Origin of the sequence: Campylobacter concisus ATCC 51562 (assembly GCF_000466745.1) — a bacterium.
In the GTDB taxonomy this organism is placed as follows: domain Bacteria; phylum Campylobacterota; class Campylobacteria; order Campylobacterales; family Campylobacteraceae; genus Campylobacter_A; species Campylobacter_A concisus_B.
The window spans coordinates 206,926-223,398 of the sequence record NZ_ANNI01000009.1; the positions used below are offsets into that span (position 1 = coordinate 206,926).

A 16,473-nucleotide genomic window follows, 5' to 3' on the forward strand; every position below is an offset into this window, starting at 1 on the left:
CAGTTAGTGAAAACAATACAAGAGAATTTAAAACTTTTTTATATCGGACTAAAAGATAAAGAGCCATTTTTTTATAAAAATAAGGATCTAACCACCCACGCAGCCATCATCGGCATGACAGGTAGCGGTAAAACAGGCCTTGGCATCACGCTTTTAGAAGAGGCCTGCATAGACAACATCCCCTCTATCATCATCGATCCAAAGGGCGATATCACAAATTTAGCCCTCACCTTTCCGCAGATGAGGTCGGAGGATTTTTTACCATACATAGATGAAGCAGAAGCGGCCAACAAAGGTCAAAGTGTAGAAGAATTTGCCGCTGCTCAGGCCGAGCTTTGGAGAAATGGCATAGAGTCGAGCTTTCAAGATCTTGAGCGAGTAAAAATTTTAAAAGAAAGCGCAAACTTTAACATCTACACACCAAAAAGCTCAGCTGGCATAGGCGTAGCGCTACTTAGCGACTTTGCCTGCCCAAATATCACTGATGAAGAAATTTTTAGCAACTATATAAATTCGCTTGCAGCCTCGGTATTATCTCTTGTAGGTATAAATTCCGAGGACATGAACTCAAAAGAACAGCTTCTCATCTCAACCATATTTGATACTAAATTTAAAGAGCAAAAAGATGTCAGCATCGAAGAGCTCATAAATTTCATCGCAAATCCGCCTTTTAAAAAGATAGGCGTTTTTGATGTCGATACCTTCTATCCAAGCAGTGAGCGCCTAAAGCTTGCCATGAAGATAAACGCTCTCATCGCAAGCCCAAGCTTTAAAGGCTGGACGCAGGGCGTTAGACTAGAAATTTCAAAAATGCTATTTGACGAAAACGGCAAGGCAAAGTGCAATGTCTTTACGATCTCACACCTAAATGACGCCGAGAGGATGTTTTTTGTTACCCTTTTGCTAAACGAGATCATCGCGTGGATGCGCGGTACTGAGGGCACAAGCTCACTTAGAGCGATCCTTTATATGGATGAAATTTTTGGATTTTTCCCACCAAATGCAAATCCTCCATCAAAAACGCCTATGCTCACACTTTTAAAGCAAGCTCGTGCATTTGGTCTTGGCTGCGTCTTAAGCACACAAAACCCAGTCGATCTTGACTATAAAGGCCTTAGCAACATCGGTACTTGGTTTATCGGCCGCCTCCAAACAGCCCAGGACAAAGCCCGTGTGATCGACGGATTAAGCGGTATCTCTGGCTCAAATTTAGATAAAGCCTCACTAGAAAGCCTCATATCAAATTTAGCTAAGAGAAATTTTTTAGTTAAAAATATAAATGAAGATGGGCTAAGCGTTATTTCGACACGGTGGGCATTAAGCTATCTAAAAGGCCCGCTAAGCCGCGAGCAAATTTCAAATTTGATGAAAGATAAAAAAGAAAATTTAAGCACTCAAAGCGTGGATAAAAGCGAGATGAAATTTAGTATAAAGCCCATAATCTCAAATGAGATCACGCAGCTTTATGCTAACTCAAAAAGCCTCACGCCAAATTTATTTGCAAGTGCGAAGGTGAGAATTTATGACATCAAAAAAGGTATCGATAGCGTTTATGAAGTAAGCTATCTTTATGAGCTAAATGAAAATGATAATGAGCCAAACTGGGATGAGGCTAGCGAAGGCTTGCATGTTGATGCAAGCGAAAATGAGCCAAGTGGCGCAAGCTTTGCAGCCGTGCCAAATTTCATTTTAAAAGCTAAAAATTTTGACAATATCCAAAAAGATTTTAAAGAGTATCTGTATAGAAATTTTAAATTTAATACCTTTGAGGCATTGGGAATTTATTCAAAAAACAATGAAACAAAGGAGCAGTTTTATATCAGGCTTCAAGATAGGTGCAATGAAATTTTAGAAGAACAAACCGCAAAACTCACAGCAAAATTTGAAAAAGAGCGAAAAAGCTTACAAGACAAGTTAAACAAGGCTCTAGCAAAGCTTGATAAAGAGCAAAAAGAGATGACCACAAGTGGGCTTGATGCTGCCATAAATATAGGCGCTAGCATACTTGGAGCGATATTTGGCAACAAGCTTTTATCTCGTCAAAATGCAGGCAAAATCGCATCAAGCGCAAGAAGCGCAAATAGAGTCTTAAAAGAGCGAAGTGACGTCAAGCTTAGCGAGCAAAGCGTAAATGACATAAATTTAGCCATTAGCGAACTTGAAGAGAAATTTGCACAAGAGTGTGATGCGTTAAAAGAAGCAAATGATGTTAAAAACATCACGATAAATGAAACGCAAATTTCACCAAAGAAAAGCGATATCTATGACGAGAAAGTCGTACTTTTGTGGAGATGATTTATAAAATAATTAGTATTTTTTTACTATCATTTCTGTTAAATTTAAAAGGTAAAATATGCAAAATTTAATACTTTATGCCATTAGTTATTTGCTTGGAAGCATTCCATCTGGCCTTATTCTTGCAAAAATTTTTGGGCATGTTGATATAAAAAACGAAGGTAGCAAGAGCATTGGCGCAACAAATGTTTTAAGAGTTTTAAAACAAAAAGATCCAAAATTAGCCAAAAAACTAGCCATTTTAACGATAGTCTGTGATGTTTTAAAAGGCGTTTTGCCGCTTATTATCGCTTCATATTTAGGAACTAGTCAAAGTGTACTTTGGACGATGGCGGTTTTAAGCGTGGCTGGACATTGTTTTTCTATATTTTTGGGCTTTCAAGGCGGCAAAGGAGTCGCAACTGGAGCTGGAGTAATCGCATTTTTCTTGCCAGTTGAGATCATTATCGCTCTAGCTGTTTGGTTTTTGGTCGGTAAATTTTTAAAGATAAGCTCTCTAGCCTCACTTTGCGCGTTGATAGCTCTCATAGCATCAAGCTTTATAATCCACCCAGAACTAGATGAAATCTATACACACGCTCCGATACTAATCATCGCATTTTTGGTGGTTTATAAACACATACCAAATATCGTTCGCTTAATATCTGGCAAGGAGAAAAAAGTCGTATGAAAAGCGAGATGACGACGATCATTAAAGATTATAAATTTGAAACGATCATCGGAATGCTTGATTTTGAGCGAGTCGCTAAGCAAGAGGTGCAAATGAATCTAGAAATTTGCTCAACTAGTTTTATTGATTATGTTTTAATTATTGACTTTGTTAAAAATTTTTATAATGAAAGACAGTTTCAAAGCGTTGAAGAGTCTCTTGAAGAAACCAGTAAAGCATTAAAAGAGAAATTTAGCTCACTAACTAGCCTTAAAATGGAAATTTTAAAAACTGAAATTTTACCAAACGCAGTTGTTGGAGCAAAAATAAACACTATTTTTTAAAAATTTATTAAACTATCTTGAAATATTGCTTAATTTATGATACAATCGCCCATAAATTTTAGTTTAAGGAAGCAAAATGCGTATTTTAATAGTTGAAGATGAAGTGACGCTAAATAAGACGATTGCTGAGGGTTTGCAAGAGTTTGGCTATCAAACTGATAGCTCTGAAAATTTTAAAGATGCTGAGTACTATATAGGTATCAGAAATTACGATCTAGTTTTGACTGATTGGATGCTTCAAGATGGCGATGGCATAGATCTTATAAATATCATCAAACACAAATCTCCACGCACTTCAGTTGTAGTTCTTTCTGCAAAAGATGACAAAGAAAGCGAAATAAAAGCACTTAGAGCTGGCGCTGATGACTATATCAAAAAGCCATTTGATTTTGATATCTTAGTAGCTAGACTTGAAGCTAGACTACGCTTTGGTGGCACAAATATTATAAAAATCGATGAGCTCATCATCAATCCAGATGAGGAAAAAATCACATATTTGGGTCGTGATATTGAGCTTAAGGGTAAACCTTTTGAAGTCCTAACTCACCTTGCAAGACACTCAGATCAGATCGTATCTAAAGAACAACTACTTGATGCTATTTGGGAAGAGCCAGAGCTTGTAACTCCAAACGTTATTGAAGTCGCTATCAACCAAATCCGCCAAAAAATGGATAAACCACTAAATATTTCAACAATTGAAACTGTTAGAAGACGCGGATATAGATTTTGTTTTCCCAAAAAAGCCTAAGGAATAGATTTATACTACAATTAGCATCTGGTGCTATGATGCTAATTGTAGTTATTTCGGTAATGCTTTATCACTATATAAGGGTTACCGTTTTTCAAAGTGTAGTTAATGAGCTAAACTATCAAGCAGAAGCTTATAAAAAAAATCCTCAGAATTTCAATCCTTTAAATTCAAAAACATTTACGATAGAAAATCCGAACAAAACCCTAGCAACGATAAAAACAGACGAGCCACAAGATAAAGAAACATATATCGTAACGCAAAAATCAAAGGATCAAAGTAAAACTATTTTAATAACAAAGCTTGATGAAAGCAGTTATTTAAGCCTGGAAAAAGATACTACACTTCAAGCTCATATAGTAGAAGAAATTTTTATAGATATTATAATCGTAAATGTATCAGCGATACTTTTGGTGCTTTTTTATGCACTATTTTTATCAAGAATGCTTTTAATACCTATAAAAATTTTAAGTCACAAGCTTACAAATTTAGACGAAAAATTTCTTCATGAGATCGATATAAAAAGTCTACCAGATGAGTTTTTACCACTTGGACAGAGCATAAATAGGCTAATCTCTCGTATCCAAACATTTGTCTTATACCAAAAAGAACTTTTTGTAGGCGTGGCACATGAGTTAAAAACACCGCTGGCCGTAATGAAAACAAAAAATGAAGTTACGCTTTTAAAGCCACGCGAGAGCGAAAAATATATCGAGGCTCTAAAATCAAACAATGAAGCTATAAACGGCATGAATGCGATGATAAGTTCTATACTTGAGATCGGTCGCCAAGAGGGAGCTCAGTTTGAAGAGCCAGTAAATACCGATGTCATAGGATTTTTAAAAAAACTTGCTAAAAACTATGAGATACTTACGAAAAATGATGAAAAAAATATAAAACTAGACCTAAAACCAGAAATTTTAAATCTAAAAATACAAACTAGCTTGCTAACTCACATTGTGCAAAATTTTGTTCAAAATGCCATTAAATTTTCACCAAAAAATAGCACCATTACGATTAGCTCTAAGCTCATAAAAAATAAATTTATCATCGAAGTAATAGACGAGGGAATAGGTATAGATGAGAGTAAAGATTTATTTGCTCCATTTAAAAGATACGGCGACAAAGGTGGTGCTGGGCTTGGGTTGTTTCTAGCTAAAGGTGCAGCGCAGGCTCTTGGTGGCGAAGTAGACATTAAAAATAGAAATGATAGAAGCGGTGCAGTCGCAAGCCTAGTTTTAAATATAAAAGGATAAAAATGGCAAAAAGAACCGCAGTAATCGACCTTGGCTCAAATTCTATGCGAATGGCGATATTTGAGAGAACGTCACGCTTAGCGTTTTTTATACTAGCTGAATATAAAACAAAAGTGCGTCTAGGCGAAGGTGGATATGGCTCAAACAATGAAATATCCGAAAGCTCAATGGAAAAAGCGCTAAAGGCCTTTAGCGAATTTTCAAATATCATAAAAAGCTACAAATGCAATAAAGTCTTATGTGTTGGTACTTCAGCGCTTAGGGACGCTCCAAACGCAAATGTTTTGATCTCTCTTTTAAGAAAAAAGCTTGGTATAAATTTAAAAGTCATTGACGGCAAAGAAGAGGCTACTTTTGGTGCGATCGCAGCCAAAAATTTACTCCATAATATCGATGAATGCGTCACTATCGATATCGGTGGCGGATCAACTGAACTTGCCAGAATAAGCAAAGGCAAAATAACAGATACGCTCTCGCTTGACATTGGCACAGTTAGGTTAAAAGAGCTTTTTTTTGATAAAAAAAACTTAAATAAATTGCCAAAATTTTTAGAGCAAGTTACAAAACAGATAGATGAGCGATTTAAATGCCAAAACATAATTGCTATTGGTGGCTCTCTTAGAGCGATATCATCTGCCATAATGAGCAAAAATTTATATCCGCTCTCATCACTGCATGGCTTTTGCTACAAGCTTAGCGACGAGCAAGCCTATATCGAGAGCATCGCAAATGTTAGCGTGCTTGAACTAAATAAATTTCCTATTAAAAAAGACAGATACGACACCATTAGAGAGGGTGCACATATCTTTTTGGCCCTTGCCAAAGCTCTAAATGCCAAAAATATTATAACAAGCGGGGTTGGTGTAAGAGAGGGAGTATTCTTAAAAGATTTTTTACGTCCTAGCCTTAAATTTCCGCAAAATTTTAATCCAAGTATCAAAAGTTTGCAAGATCGTTTTATATTATCATGCAATAAATCGGTCACAAGATATGCAAAAGATATATTTATGGTATTAAAAAAGCTTCACGGTCTAAGCGATAACTATCTTGAAGTGCTTTTAGTTGCTGCAAAACTTCACAATGTAGGTCAAGAGATTGGCTTTTATGGCGATCATAAAAACTCAGCCTATATAGTCCTAAATGCCTTAAATTATGGCTTTTCACATGAACAAAAAGCATTGATTGCAGTAGTAATTGGCACAAACGGAAAGAAAAATATCTATGAATTTGAACGGTATAAAAATTTACTTCCAAAAGCCGAGTGTATAAGATGGCTGAGTTTTATGCTCTCACTTGCAAAGGCACTTGATCTAACCTGTGAAAGGCTAAATTTAAACTTCGAATTTAGTGGACACACGCTAAAAATAGAAGGTGCAAAAGAATTTGCTATAGCAAAAGAAGAGATAAAAAAGATCACAAAACCTGAAATTTTTGCTATTTCGTTTGTATAGATTTTGAAACTAGCTTTAACGCATAAAATTTAAATTGGATGAGAATTTTAGCTAAAACTACTAAAATTCTCCGCTCATTTTATCTTTATAGTTATTCAAGCTATTTTTTCGCTCTTCTAAAAATGAACTTAGTTTTTTCTTGTTCTCTTCGAAAAATATAGCAAAATCCTGCTCGTTTTGTATCTTGTCTTCACCAAAGCTATCAAGCATTACATTTGAGCTACCAACTATCACTAAATAACGCCTATTTTCATAGCTTAATAGCATTAGTTTATTCGTGCGATCAAGATACTTTTCATATATTATATTAACGTTACTATTTTGATTTTTAAGTAGCCAGTTCATTGATTTTGTATCATTTTGAGACTGATTTCTAGGTGCTTTAAATCCGCCAAAATCATTACTCTTTGAAGTAATATATCTTTTAAATACATATAAAAATACAAGAAGCACAATAAGCACACTTAAAACTATAAAATACCTTGAGTCTATATTTAACATAGGCTCTTCATCCATCTTTGGAGTGCTAGGGGTCTCTATTTTTGCACTAGCTTGAGGCATATTTTGTATTTGAGGTTTTGCATTTTTTAAAGTTACACGAATGCGGAGCCCAAAACTATCAGTCGTCTTTGAAGCATTTACGATAATAGCATCATTTGAGCGCAAATTTAAGACAAGTGAGTTTTGCTTTGGCTCTATCTCAAGCTCTTGAATAATCTTTGAGTTTATGTCTTTGCTAGCACTTTGATCGTAATTTAGCGAATTTAATATCAAAGATGTTGTGTCTTTTTCGCGCTTTTGAAAGATATTTCCTTCATAAGGTGCATCAAAGCTAAGCATAATATCAACCCTATCAGCACGTTCATAGATATTGTAAGTTAATAGATTTGAAGCTAAAATTTGAGTTGCAAAAAGTAAGAAAAATAGTATAAATTTCATAAAAGTTCTTTTTTGAAGTACTGAATAACTGACTTTGAATCCAAAATTTCATTTATCCTGATGGCTAAATTTTTCTCATAAACCATTACTTCGCCTTTTCCAAAAATTCTATTATTTATATATAGCTCCACACTCTCACCAGCTGGCTTTTCAAGGTCTATGACCGAACCAGCTTCAAATTTCAAAAGCTCGTTTATACTAACCGTGGTAGTTCCTAGTTCAGCTATAAAATCAACGCTTATATCCATAAGCTCGTCATAGCTCTTAAAAAGCCCTAGCTGCTCTAGCGTCTCTATCGCACTCTCGTCGTTCATTGTATGTCGTAGCCTATTTGAAATGTTCTATTTTTTATTTTATATACAAATTTCTCTTTTAGCTTGATGCCAAAATTTTCAACTTCGCCTAAAAATTCAGGCGTTCCAAGCTTATAAGCATTTGGCTCTTTTTCATTTAGTAAATTTTTAGCTTTGCCAATGATCTGATTTGCTATCTCTTTACAAAGATCGTCTAGATCACCACCATCAACATCTTCGTGACCAAAAAAGGTATTCATGAAAATTTTCAAAGTATCTTTTTTAAAAAATAGGTAAAAATGATACTCGCTTTTGCCCTTATAGACTGGTATGCTAGCTCCGTAAAATCCTTTGCCCAGACTCTTGCCAAACTCTAAATCTAGCCCTAAAGTATCCTCGCAAAGATAGCTTGTAGCTTCATCTATAACTTTTCTCATATCTCTTCCTTAAGACTTGAAATGCATTTTCAATTATACTTTGGCTTTACTAAATTAGCTATAAATTTATTAAGCATTTTAAAAGAGTTTATCTATCTCTTTTACTAGCTTTTCACCGCTAAATTCGGCACAAAGCTTAACTATTTGCGTACCTATTATTGCTCCATCAGCATACTTTTTTACTTCATTAACATCATCTTTGTTTTTTATACCAAAGCCCACAGCTACTGGCAGATCGCTCTTTTTCTTAAGCTCTAGAACCAAATTTTTTATCCTATCTTCATCAGCCCTTTTTGAGCCACTAACGCCTATCGCGCCAAGAGCGTAAATAAATCCTGAGCCAAATTTTAAAATTCCATCCGCTCTACTACCAGATGTAACGCTGATAAGTGGCACGAGACTTAAATTTAGCTCTTTGCACTTTAGAGCAAATTCCTCGCACTCCTCGCAAGGCAGATCCGGAACGATAAAGCCGCTAACTCCAGCCTCAACTGATCTTTTTAGAAATTTATCAACACCATAAGCAAAGATGATGTTGTAATAAACCAGAAATACAAGTGGCTTTGTCACTTTTGCCTTGCAACTCTCAAGCATATCAAAGACAACGTCCGTATTTACGCCGTTTTGTACCGTCTCAAAGCTAGCTTGCGCGATGAGTTTTCCGTCAGCCAGCGGGTCAGAGTAAGGGATGCCGATCTCAACTAGATCAAGCGTGCTCTCATCTAAATTTTCTAAAAAATCCTTCGTTTTTTCTAGGCTTGGATATCCAGCCACGATGTAGCCGATGTTTGCTTTTTTGCCGTTAAATGCGCTTTTGATCTTATCCATAAATTTTTCCTTTTTCGTAGCCGATAACTGTGTTTATATCCTTATCGCCCCTGCCTGAGACGTTTACGACGATGACGCTTTTTTTATCAAGTTTTGGGCAAAGCTTCTCCAGATACGCCAGTGCGTGCGCGCTCTCGATGGCTGGGATGATGCCTTCCATTTTGCTTAGAAAATACAAGGCATTTATGCACTCATCGTCAGTTACAGCTTCATATTTTACCCTTTTGATGTCGTTTAGGTGGGCGTGCTCTGGGCCGATGCCTGGGTAGTCTAGGCCTGCTGAGATGCTGTGAACTGGCGAGATCATGCCATACTCATCTTGCAAAACCGTAGTTTTCATGCCGTGGATGATGCCGGTTTTGCCTTTGCTAAGCGTAGCTGCGTGATAAGGCGTCTCTATGCCAAGGCCGCCGGCCTCGATACCTACCAAATTTACGCTCTCATCGTCCAAAAACGCACTAAAAATGCCAATAGCATTACTGCCGCCACCAACGCAGGCTATGACGTAGTCGGCCTTTTTACCATACTTTGCAAGCTGAGCTTTTGCTTCTGTGCCGATGATGCTTTGGAAGTCACGCACGATCTTTGGATATGGGTGCGGGCCAACGGCTGAGCCAATGACGTAAAATGCGCTCTCTATCTCATTTACCCACGCTTGTATGGCCGCTGTAGTCGCCTCTTTTAGTGTTTTTAAGCCGTCTTCTACGCTCACCACTTTTGCACCAAGAAGCTGCATGCGAAAGGCATTTAGCTGCTGTCTAGCCACATCTGTTGCGCCCATATATACGTCACACTCTAGGCCCAAAAGTGCTGCTGCAGTCGCTGTTGCCACACCGTGCTGTCCAGCTCCAGTCTCAGCTAAAATTTTCTTTTTACCCATCTTTTTAGCAAGCAACGCTTGAGCTAGGGCGTTATTTATCTTATGCGCACCCGTGTGGTTCAAATCCTCGCGCTTGAGGTAAATTTCATGTCCGTAGTGCTCGCTTAGGCGCTTTGCAAAAAAGAGCGGACTAGGCCTGCCAACGTAGTTTTTCAAAAGATCATCAAGCTCATCTTTAAACTCTTTTGTCTTTGCGATGCTCTCATAAGCATTTTCTAGCTCATCAAGGGCAAACATCACCGTCTCAGGCACGAACTGCCCGCCAAATTTTCCAAAATACGCCTTACTATTCATCTTCTACCTCACCTATGATCTTTAAAATTCTCTCTATCTTTTGCGCATCTTTTATGCCGTTTTCGTCCTCGACTTTTGAGTTGATATCGACTAGATATGGTCTAAATTTCAGCGCCTCTTTTATGTTGTGCTCGCCTATGCCCCCAGCCATACCAAATTTAAATTTGACCTCTTTTAAAATTTCCCACTCAAAGCTAATGCCATTTCCACCGGCATTTTCACCCTTGCAGTCAAAAAGCGCCATGTCAAAATGCTTAAAATCAACCTCTGGCAAGCTATCTTTCACGCTAAAAACCTGCCAAATCTCAAGCCCCATATCTTTTAAATTTGCCTCTAAATTTTCACTTACCACTCCATGCACCTGAGCTACGTCAAGACCAGCAAACTGGCAAATTTCTATTATCTCGCACTCACTTTGCAAAGCAAAAACGCCAACTACTTTTTTGCCCTTGCTGTGAGCAAATTTCGCTATCTGCCTAGCTAAATTTAGCTCAACCCTTCTTTTACTTTTAGCAAATATTAACCCAATAAAATCAACATCCAAAGCACAAACCGCACTCGCCTCATCTAGCGTTTTGATACCACAAATTTTAACTAGCGCCATTACACTTGTGCCTTTATAAACTCTTCATAAAATTTATACGCCTTGCCAGAATTTATCGCCTCTAGCACCATTTTTTTGGCCTCGTCTGGGCTCTTTGCGCCATCAGCTGCATAAAGCGCAAACATCGCGTTAAAGACAACGATGTCAAATTTCGCCCCCTGCTCCTCGCCTTTTAGCGTGTGGATCAAGGTTTTGGCGTTTTCTTCAGGCGTGCCGCCCTCGATATCGCTGTGAAGCGCTCTTTTAAAGCCAAACTGCTCTGGCGTGATGCTGTACTCAAAAATTTCGCCATTTTTTAGCTCCACAACGCTTGTTTCGCTACAAAGCGTGATCTCGTCTAGTCCGTCATCGCCGCGAACGACCAAAGCGTGCTTTCTACCAAGGATCTTAAGCGTCTGGGCGTAGAGTTTTAGCACTGGCTTATGATAGACGCCAACTAGCTGATTTGTAAGGTTTAAATTTGGATTTAATAGCGGTCCAAGCACGTTAAATACGGTCCTTATGCCAAGTCTTTGGCGCACTTCTCTCACCTCGCCAACTAGCGGATGGAAAAATGGTGCATGGAAAAAGGCTAAATTTTTACTAGCTAAATTTTCGCGCTGTTTTGCCAGTGATTTTTCACTTTTTACGCCTAAAATTTCAAGCACATCAGAGCTGCCAGACTTACTTGAAACTGCCTTGTTGCCGTGTTTTGCGACCTTTACGCCAAGACTTGCAAGAATAAATGCCACCGTGGTTGAGATATTTATCGTCTTAAAGCCATCGCCTCCAGTGCCGCAAAGATCGATCATAGGCGTGTCGTCGCGGTAAGTTTGCGAGTATTTTAGGATATTTTTTACAAGTGCAGCGAGGCTTTTTGGATAGAGGCTCTTTTCGCTAATTAGCACCAAAAGGGCTGAGAGCTGGATGATCTCGTACTCTTTACTGGCTATTATCTCGCAAATTTGCTCAAAGTCGCTATCATCAAGCGGGATATTCTCTTGAAGCTTGATAAGATATGGCTTAAGTGAGCGGATCTTAGGCTCTTTTACTTCATCTTTTGCCTTATAATTTACAAAATTTTCAACGATCTTTTTGCCGTATTGTGTGAAGTAGCTTTCAGGGTGAAACTGGATGCCAAAGATCGGCTTATCTTTTACGCTAAGTGCCATTACTACGCCGTCATCGCTTATAGCGTCAGCGCTTAAGCTAGCTGGGAGCTCATCGACATAGAGCGAGTGGTAGCGCATAACCTCAAAGCGCTCAGGCAGCCCAGCAAAAAGTGGCTCTTTGTTTTTCACGTCAATAAACGAGGTTTTGCCGTGTAGTGGGTCATCTAGTCTTTTTATCTTTGCGCCAAAACTAAGCCCTATAGCTTGATGTCCAAGGCAAATTCCAAACACTGGCACGCCAAGGTCGGCTTTTAGAATTTCTAAACAAACTCCGCTATCTTTTGGGTGCTTTGGTCCTGGGCTTAAAATGATCTTGCTTGGGTTTAGTTTTTTGATCTCATCAAGCGTGATCTTGTCATTTCTAACGCATCTAACCTCTTCATCTGTAAGCTCTTTTACATATTGCTCGACATTAAAAACAAAACTATCGTAATTATCTATGAGTAAAATCAACCTATATCCTTTAAATTTAGCAGCGGTTGAGCCTTGGCTAAATTTCTATAAATTTAGGCAAAATTATAACTAAAAGAAAGTTTAATTAGGCTTTTGTACGGCTTTCGTAGGCTTTTAAAAGTGAAAGCATGTCGACGTTTTCTAAATTTACGCCAGTTGGCACGCCCTGGGCGATCTTACTAAATGAAATTTCACTCATCCCTAGCTTATCCTCGACGTAAAGCATAAGTGCGTCTGAATTTAACCCTGGCGTAAAGGCAAAGACGACCTCTTTTGAGCCATTTTGTTTGATCGCATTTCGTAGCCTCTCTATGGCATCCTCGTCGATCTCGTCAAGCACGAAGTAAAGGCCGTTGTAGATGCCATTTTGCTCAAAGACTAGGATATCTTTTGGGCTCTCAACCAGTAAGATGACCTCACTGTCTCTGCTCTCGTCGCTGCAAATGTCGCAAATTTCATTTTCACTTAGCCCGCCACAACGCTCACAGCGCTTGATAAATCTAACCGCATCTTCGATATTTTGAGCGAGCCTTAGCCCTGCAAAGCTATCTTGCATGCAGACAAAATAGGCAAACCTTGCGGCTGATTTTTTACCAACACCAGGAAGCTTTGCAAAAGACTCAGTTAGCTCGTTAAATTTTTCTAAGCCTCTTTTCATGCTCGCTTTGCCTTTGATCTAAGTAAAATTTTAAAGACGTGATAGCCGTCTTCATAGTCATAAACAAGCTCAAATTTTTGCATCTGACAAATTTGCTCGATGATATAAAGTCCAAGCCCCATACCGCTTCCTGCACTTACCTTGTCGCCACGCACAAAGGCTTGTTTGTAGTAGTCAATCGGGTGATTTAGCTTTTTGCCTAAATTTTTAACCGCTATAAATTCGCTATCGCAAATCAAAATAGCCTTTTTATCCTCTGCGTATTTTAGGGCATTATCTATCAAATTTTTAATCGCCAAACTAAAAAGCTGAAAATCCACTCTCAATATCACGTCGTCTCTGATATCGCAGCTCACTCGCTCTTCAAATTTATCAAGCATGAGCATATCTTGCACCTGCTCTAAAATGAGTGAGAAATGGCACTCTTGATAGTTTAATGCGTAGCTTTTAGAAAGGAGCTGTTCAACTTTGCTAAATTCATTTATCAGCATCTCAAGTCGCTCAAATACATTGATGAGTCTCATCTTTTGAGTCTCATTTGCGACCATCTCAGAGACGATCCTGCCCTTGCCAATAGGAGTCTTTAACTCATGCATAATCGCGCGCAAAAATAGCTGCCTTGAGCGGATGAGCTCTCTGATCTTGCAAACAGCATTATCAAACTCAACAGCGACTTGTCCGATCTCATCTTGCTCGTTTTCATTTAGCCTAGCCGTCATCGCCATTTCCATATTTCCACTGGCAAATTTTCTGATATCTTTACTAAGCCTTCTAAGTGGTGAAAGACTTCTAAGAACAGAAACATAAAGTGAGATGAGAAGGGCTGAAACTATCAAAAATGCGACCCAAAGCGGATCATTTACGTGTCTTGCATCATTACTTTCAAGAAGTAGCTGAAAAGATGGGTTTTTAATAAGCAAATACAAATCGCCTTTATAATTAACCGATTGCACCACTCCAAGAGGCGTGTGCTGCGTAAAAACAACAGTTCCATTTGTGGCTATTGAAGTGGCTAAATTTTTATTTCCAACATACTCTAAGTAAAAATTTTTAAAATAATGTTCTAAATCTCTTGGGGGATTTCCACGTTCATAGAGTGCGACAAGATAGTTCATCGCACTTATTTGTCTATCCTTTAGCTTTTCTAAAGCGCTTTCTTGCTGAATGTTTGCAAAAGTTACAAAGAGCAAGCACATCAGTGAGAAAGCTATGGCAAAGATAATAGTTATCTTCGTAGTTATGGAATATTTCATCCGATAAGCTTATATCCTATGCCTCTTACAGAAAATATATGTTTTGGGGCTTTTGAGCTATCACCGATTTTTGATCTGAGGCGTCCGATAATAACATCTAAGCTCTTTGAATCTTTATCTTTTAGGCTTTTGCAATTATAAACTAGCTGTTCGCGTGATACTGAAAAGCTGTGTTGCTTAATGAGATAAGTTAAAATTTCATACTCAGCTGGAGTAAGAGCTAATGGCTCATTGTTAAAGTAAATTTCGTGACGTTTATCATCGATCCTAAATGCGCTATCAACGACCTCTTCTTGTACTTCATTTGTCTTTTTATATCTTCTTATAAGACTTGTGATACGAGCATACATCTCTTTTGGATCGTATGGTTTTGGCAAATAATCATCAGCACCAAGCTGAAGTCCAACAACCTTGTCACTAATATCGCTTCTAGCTGAGCTTATGATGATAGGGATGTCATATTTTTGGCGAATTTCTTTACAAACCTCAAGCCCATCAATGCCCGGTAAAGTAAGATCAAGTATTAACAAATCATAGTTTTTTATCCCAGCGCTAAGCCCTAAATAAGGGTCCTCAAAATTCGTAACTTTTATATTAAAACTATCAAGATATTCAGATAAAATTTGTGCAAATTCTGGATCGTCTTCTATCATTAAAACATTAACCATGAATTATCCTTTTTATTAAAAATAGTAGAGATTATACGGCAAAAATGTAAATTCTTTTTTAAATTTAAACTTTTTTGGGTAAAATCCCATATTTAAAATAAGCTTAATTAACAAGGAAAAATGTGGAATTTGACTATTACGAAATCCTTGAAATTTCAAGAAATGCAAGCGGAGATGAGATCAAAAAAGCCTTTAGAAGACTTGCTTTGAAATATCACCCAGATAGAAATTCTGGTGACAAAGAGGCTGAACTAAAATTTAAACAGATAAATGAAGCTTATCAAGTTTTAAGCGACGAACAAAAACGCTCTATCTACGACAGATACGGCAAAGAAGGCCTTGAGGGTCGATTTGGTAGCGGTGGCGGATTTAGTGCCGATTTTGATCTTTCAGATATTTTTGACTCATTTTTTGGTGGCGGTTTTACAAGTAGTTCTAGGCAGAGAAAAAGATACTCAGAAAAATACTCAGCCGATCTTGAAATTCCTATAAATTTGGAGTTTAACGAAGCTATTTTTGGTTGCGAAAAAGAGATAAAATTTGATCAAAAAGTACCTTGCCCAACATGCAATGCAACCGGCAGTAAAGATGGCAAGAGTAAGACTTGCCAGCACTGTGGCGGGAGTGGCAGAATAACACGCGGAAATGGATTTATGAATATCGTCCAAGAGTGCCCATATTGCCACGGAAGCGGTGAAGTAATAAGCGAGCCATGCCCTGATTGTAACGCAAAAGCTTATAAAATCCAGCAACAAACTGTAAAGATTACCATCCCTGAAGGTGTTGATAGCGGTATGAGAATGAGAGTAGCTGGCAAAGGCAATATCGGCACAAACGGCGTTCAAGGCGATCTTTATGTAAGTATAAACGTAAAAGAAGATAAGCATTTTATTCGTCACAACGACGATGTTTATCTAGAAATTCCTGTCTTTTTCACGCAAGCTATACTTGGCGAAAGCATAAAAATTCCAACTCTTCGAGGAGAAACTGAGCTAAAACTACCTGTTGGAGCAAAAGATAAGCAGCAATTTATCTTTGAAAATGAAGGTATTAAAAGCGTAAATTCGCGCAAAAAAGGTAGGCTAGTAGCACAAATTTCTATTCAAACGCCTGAAAAACTAAGCGACGAGCAAAAAGAGCTTTTAAATAAGCTTCAAGCTAGCTTTGGCATAGAATCAGGCAAATCAAATACCGATGAAAGTGTCTTTGATAAGATAAAAAGCTGGTTTAAAGGCGATGAACCAAAAGGCAAAAAGAAAAAATAAATTTAGA

The 16,473-nt window shown here is 37.9% G+C and carries 17 protein-coding genes; 7 read left to right on the plus strand and 10 right to left on the minus strand.

The features are described from left to right. Positions 1-6: 6 nt before the first annotated feature. The 6 genes from ATCC51562_RS08055 to ATCC51562_RS08080 all read left to right on the plus strand — a co-directional run bounded on the left by ATCC51562_RS08055 (position 7) and on the right by ATCC51562_RS08080 (position 6,743). Positions 7-2,295 carry a helicase HerA domain-containing protein gene (locus ATCC51562_RS08055; RefSeq protein WP_021091857.1) on the plus strand — a complete coding sequence of 763 codons (2,289 nt, stop codon included), beginning with the start codon at positions 7-9 and terminating at the stop codon, positions 2,293-2,295. A gap of 58 nt (positions 2,296-2,353) precedes the next feature. Further along, positions 2,354-2,965, plus strand: a complete 612-nt coding sequence (gene plsY, locus ATCC51562_RS08060; RefSeq protein WP_021091785.1) for a glycerol-3-phosphate 1-O-acyltransferase PlsY — start codon at positions 2,354-2,356, stop codon at positions 2,963-2,965. After that, positions 2,962-3,288, plus strand: a complete 327-nt coding sequence (locus tag ATCC51562_RS08065) for a dihydroneopterin aldolase (RefSeq protein ID WP_021091633.1) — start codon at positions 2,962-2,964, stop codon at positions 3,286-3,288. The genes plsY and ATCC51562_RS08065 overlap by 4 nt, the downstream gene beginning before the upstream one ends. 76 nt (positions 3,289-3,364) lie before the next feature. Then, positions 3,365-4,036, plus strand: a complete 672-nt coding sequence (gene hsrA, locus ATCC51562_RS08070) for a homeostatic response regulator transcription factor HsrA (RefSeq protein ID WP_021091657.1) — start codon at positions 3,365-3,367, stop codon at positions 4,034-4,036. 38 nt (positions 4,037-4,074) lie between these two features. After that, a complete protein-coding gene (locus ATCC51562_RS08075) occupies positions 4,075-5,292 on the plus strand; it encodes a sensor histidine kinase (RefSeq protein WP_051288452.1) in 1,218 nt (405 codons plus the stop codon). A 2-nt stretch (positions 5,293-5,294) separates the two neighbouring features. Then, positions 5,295-6,743: a Ppx/GppA phosphatase family protein gene (locus tag ATCC51562_RS08080; protein WP_021091680.1), complete on the plus strand. Its 1,449-nt coding sequence runs from the start codon at positions 5,295-5,297 to the stop codon at positions 6,741-6,743. 60 nt (positions 6,744-6,803) lie between these two features. On the opposite strand, the gene ATCC51562_RS08085 is transcribed toward ATCC51562_RS08080, so the two are convergent. The 10 genes from ATCC51562_RS08085 to ATCC51562_RS08130 all read right to left on the minus strand — a co-directional run bounded on the left by ATCC51562_RS08085 (position 6,804) and on the right by ATCC51562_RS08130 (position 15,201). Beyond that, on the minus strand, positions 6,804-7,682 hold the full coding sequence (locus tag ATCC51562_RS08085) for a hypothetical protein (RefSeq protein WP_021091809.1): 879 nt from the start codon (positions 7,680-7,682) through the stop codon (positions 6,804-6,806). Continuing rightward, positions 7,679-7,996 (minus strand): flagellar motor switch protein FliN, encoded by a 318-nt coding sequence (gene fliN / locus ATCC51562_RS08090; RefSeq protein WP_021091807.1) that lies wholly within the window; start codon positions 7,994-7,996, stop codon positions 7,679-7,681. Before fliN ends, ATCC51562_RS08085 begins: the two co-directional genes overlap by 4 nt. Then, positions 7,993-8,412: a chemotaxis protein CheX gene (locus tag ATCC51562_RS08095; protein WP_021091594.1), complete on the minus strand. Its 420-nt coding sequence runs from the start codon at positions 8,410-8,412 to the stop codon at positions 7,993-7,995. Before ATCC51562_RS08095 ends, fliN begins: the two co-directional genes overlap by 4 nt. Positions 8,413-8,490: 78 nt before the next feature. After that, entirely contained in the window at positions 8,491-9,240 is a 750-nt protein-coding gene (gene trpA, locus ATCC51562_RS08100) for a tryptophan synthase subunit alpha (protein WP_021091580.1), read from the minus strand. Further along, entirely contained in the window at positions 9,233-10,414 is a 1,182-nt protein-coding gene (trpB, locus tag ATCC51562_RS08105; RefSeq protein WP_021091571.1) for a tryptophan synthase subunit beta, read from the minus strand. Before trpB ends, trpA begins: the two co-directional genes overlap by 8 nt. Beyond that, on the minus strand, positions 10,407-11,018 hold the full coding sequence (locus tag ATCC51562_RS08110) for a phosphoribosylanthranilate isomerase (RefSeq protein WP_021091776.1): 612 nt from the start codon (positions 11,016-11,018) through the stop codon (positions 10,407-10,409). The genes trpB and ATCC51562_RS08110 overlap by 8 nt, the downstream gene beginning before the upstream one ends. Continuing rightward, complete coding sequence (gene trpD / locus ATCC51562_RS08115) at positions 11,018-12,622, minus strand: anthranilate phosphoribosyltransferase (RefSeq protein WP_021091690.1); 1,605 nt, start codon at positions 12,620-12,622, stop codon at positions 11,018-11,020. Before trpD ends, ATCC51562_RS08110 begins: the two co-directional genes overlap by 1 nt. Before the next feature lie 85 nt (positions 12,623-12,707). After that, positions 12,708-13,280, minus strand: coding sequence for a recombination mediator RecR (gene recR / locus ATCC51562_RS08120; RefSeq protein ID WP_021091796.1), 573 nt, complete (start codon positions 13,278-13,280; stop codon positions 12,708-12,710). Next, positions 13,277-14,533, minus strand: coding sequence for an ArsS family sensor histidine kinase (locus ATCC51562_RS08125; RefSeq protein ID WP_021091798.1), 1,257 nt, complete (start codon positions 14,531-14,533; stop codon positions 13,277-13,279). Before ATCC51562_RS08125 ends, recR begins: the two co-directional genes overlap by 4 nt. Continuing rightward, on the minus strand, positions 14,530-15,201 hold the full coding sequence (locus tag ATCC51562_RS08130; RefSeq protein ID WP_021091583.1) for a response regulator transcription factor: 672 nt from the start codon (positions 15,199-15,201) through the stop codon (positions 14,530-14,532). Before ATCC51562_RS08130 ends, ATCC51562_RS08125 begins: the two co-directional genes overlap by 4 nt. 122 nt (positions 15,202-15,323) lie before the next feature. Here ATCC51562_RS08130 and dnaJ point away from each other — a divergent pair, with 122 nt between their 5' ends. Next, positions 15,324-16,466 (plus strand): molecular chaperone DnaJ, encoded by a 1,143-nt coding sequence (gene dnaJ, locus ATCC51562_RS08135; protein ID WP_021091609.1) that lies wholly within the window; start codon positions 15,324-15,326, stop codon positions 16,464-16,466. The last annotated feature ends 7 nt before the right edge of the window (positions 16,467-16,473 follow it).

Bases quoted from the DNA above. Each gene is read 5' to 3' on its own strand.
- plsY (WP_021091785.1), top strand. From the start codon at position 2,354: ATGCAAAATTTAATACTTTATGCCATTAGTTATTTGCTTGGAAGCATT.
- ATCC51562_RS08065 (WP_021091633.1), top strand. From the start codon at position 2,962: ATGAAAAGCGAGATGACGACGATCATTAAAGATTATAAATTTGAAACG.
- hsrA (WP_021091657.1), top strand. From the start codon at position 3,365: ATGCGTATTTTAATAGTTGAAGATGAAGTGACGCTAAATAAGACGATT.
- ATCC51562_RS08075 (WP_051288452.1), top strand. From the start codon at position 4,075: ATGCTAATTGTAGTTATTTCGGTAATGCTTTATCACTATATAAGGGTT.
- ATCC51562_RS08080 (WP_021091680.1), top strand. From the start codon at position 5,295: ATGGCAAAAAGAACCGCAGTAATCGACCTTGGCTCAAATTCTATGCGA.
- ATCC51562_RS08085 (WP_021091809.1), bottom strand. From the start codon at position 7,682: ATGAAATTTATACTATTTTTCTTACTTTTTGCAACTCAAATTTTAGCT.
- fliN (WP_021091807.1), bottom strand. From the start codon at position 7,996: ATGAACGACGAGAGTGCGATAGAGACGCTAGAGCAGCTAGGGCTTTTT.
- ATCC51562_RS08095 (WP_021091594.1), bottom strand. From the start codon at position 8,412: ATGAGAAAAGTTATAGATGAAGCTACAAGCTATCTTTGCGAGGATACT.
- trpA (WP_021091580.1), bottom strand. From the start codon at position 9,240: ATGGATAAGATCAAAAGCGCATTTAACGGCAAAAAAGCAAACATCGGC.
- trpB (WP_021091571.1), bottom strand. From the start codon at position 10,414: ATGAATAGTAAGGCGTATTTTGGAAAATTTGGCGGGCAGTTCGTGCCT.
- ATCC51562_RS08110 (WP_021091776.1), bottom strand. From the start codon at position 11,018: ATGGCGCTAGTTAAAATTTGTGGTATCAAAACGCTAGATGAGGCGAGT.
- recR (WP_021091796.1), bottom strand. From the start codon at position 13,280: ATGAAAAGAGGCTTAGAAAAATTTAACGAGCTAACTGAGTCTTTTGCA.
- ATCC51562_RS08125 (WP_021091798.1), bottom strand. From the start codon at position 14,533: ATGAAATATTCCATAACTACGAAGATAACTATTATCTTTGCCATAGCT.
- ATCC51562_RS08130 (WP_021091583.1), bottom strand. From the start codon at position 15,201: ATGGTTAATGTTTTAATGATAGAAGACGATCCAGAATTTGCACAAATT.